This is a genomic window from Dactylosporangium siamense (assembly GCF_016862795.1).
Classification (GTDB): domain Bacteria; phylum Actinomycetota; class Actinomycetes; order Mycobacteriales; family Micromonosporaceae; genus Dactylosporangium; species Dactylosporangium siamense.
This window is the reverse complement of record NZ_BONQ01000257.1, coordinates 1-1,684: the sequence shown is the minus strand read 5'-3', so window position 1 is coordinate 1,684 and position 1,684 is coordinate 1. Positions and strand designations below refer to the sequence as shown.

Genomic DNA, 1,684 nt, shown 5'->3' with positions numbered 1-1,684 from the left:
CTCTGGCACAAGTTCCGTGATCGGGCTGTGCGCTGATCAGGGTCGGTTGAGGATGCGTTTGCGGAGGAGGTCGAGTTTGGCGCGGCCGAACATCTGACGCTTGATCATCTTGATTCGGTTGACGGTTCCTTCGACGGCGCCGGAGTTCCAGTGGTGGGTCAGACCGGCGACGACGGCGTCGTAGTCGCGCATGAGTCCCGCGGCGAAGCCGCGGATCTCGGGGAACGGACTGTTGGTGGCTTCGTTGATCCAGGTTTCGAGGCGTGCGCCGCCGCGGCTGCGGACCAGGTGGGTGAAGCCGTGTGCCAGGTGGGTGAGGGTGTCGAGGTCTGAGCATTGTGCGCGTGCTTGCTTGAGACCGGCCCGGTCGTCTTCGCTGAGTCGCGCGTCGGGTCGCATGATCCATGCGGTGATATGTCGGGTTGGCGGAGTGGGTGGTGGGGCGGGGACACGCTCGTGACCGCGAAGCTCGGTGATGAACCGCTGCAACGTGCGCAAGGTTCCTCGGTAGCCGCGGTTGCGGACGTCGGCGAACATGGCGCGGGTGTCGGTGTCCCCGGCGTTGTAGCGGTCGTTGAGATGGCTCTTGAAGGGGTCCAGCGGGCCGCCGCCGCGGGGTGGGTTGGCCCCGATCAGCGGTTCGGGCGTCGGGGCGCGGGCGTATCTGCGGACCGTGCCGCGGGCCAGGCCCAGACGCCTTGCGATCTCTTTGATGGCGATGCCCTCATCGAGCAGGGTGTGCACGGCGTCGTGGCGGCTGCGGGTGTTCTGCGCTCGCCGTCCCGCTGGCGGTAGCGGAGCGCTGGGCGTCAGCGCGGGTTCGGGTTCGGGTTCGGGTTCGGGTTCGGGTTCGGGTTCGGGTGGATTGTGCAGGCAGCGACGGTGCTGGGCGACGACTTTGTGCACGGCTTCGCTGAGGTTGTGCGTCAGGTGCCAGCGGTCGGCGACCTGGATCGCGTCCGGGGCACCGCGGGTGGCTGCGTCGGCGTAGGCGCCGGCCCGGTCCCGGCAGATGATCTCGACGCCGGGATGCTCGGCGAGCCAGTTGGCGAGGGTGTCCGCGTCACGGTCGGGGAGCACGTCCACGGGCTGGTGGGTGTCCATGTCCAGCAGGATCGTGGCGTAGCGGTGGCCGCGGCGCTGCGCGAAGTCGTCGACGCCGAGCACGCGGGGCGTATGCATCGGCGGGTCGGGAATGCTGCGGATGGCGCGGAGCAGCGTCATCCGGCTGACCGGCACCGCGAGCTGCCCCGCCAGCCGGGACCCTGGCCGGCCACCCAATGCCAGCGCGACCGCCTGCATCAGCTCCGCCGCCAGGTCGGTGCGCCGGCCGTGTCGGGTGGTTACCTGGGGCACCTGCTCCACGAAAGTCGTCCGCGCGCACGTGGGCTGACGGCAGAAGAACCGGCGGACGGTCAGGTCGAGCCGGACCTCACGGCCGCCGAGCGCGGCGTCCGCCAGACGCCGCACGTAGCGGCTGTGCGCCCGGTCAGAGACATATCCGCAGGCCGGGCACTTCGCCTGCCCTGATGCGGTCACGGCCTCAAGCCGAACGACGGCGCCGGTCAGCCGTACCCGCTGCAACCGCACGGACGCCAGGTGCGGCAGCAACGCCGCCGCGAACTCCACAAGGGACACACAAACTGATCAACGTTAGTCGATCACGGAACTTGTGCCAGAGCCC

The 1,684-nt window shown here is 69.4% G+C and carries 1 protein-coding gene; it reads right to left on the bottom strand.

What is annotated here, in order from left to right; genetic code table 11:
- Positions 1-36 precede the first annotated feature (36 nt).
- On the bottom strand, positions 37-1,629 hold the full coding sequence (locus Dsi01nite_RS56805) for an ISL3 family transposase (protein WP_203854869.1): 1,593 nt from the start codon (positions 1,627-1,629) through the stop codon (positions 37-39).
- Between the last annotated feature and the right edge of the window lie 55 nt (positions 1,630-1,684).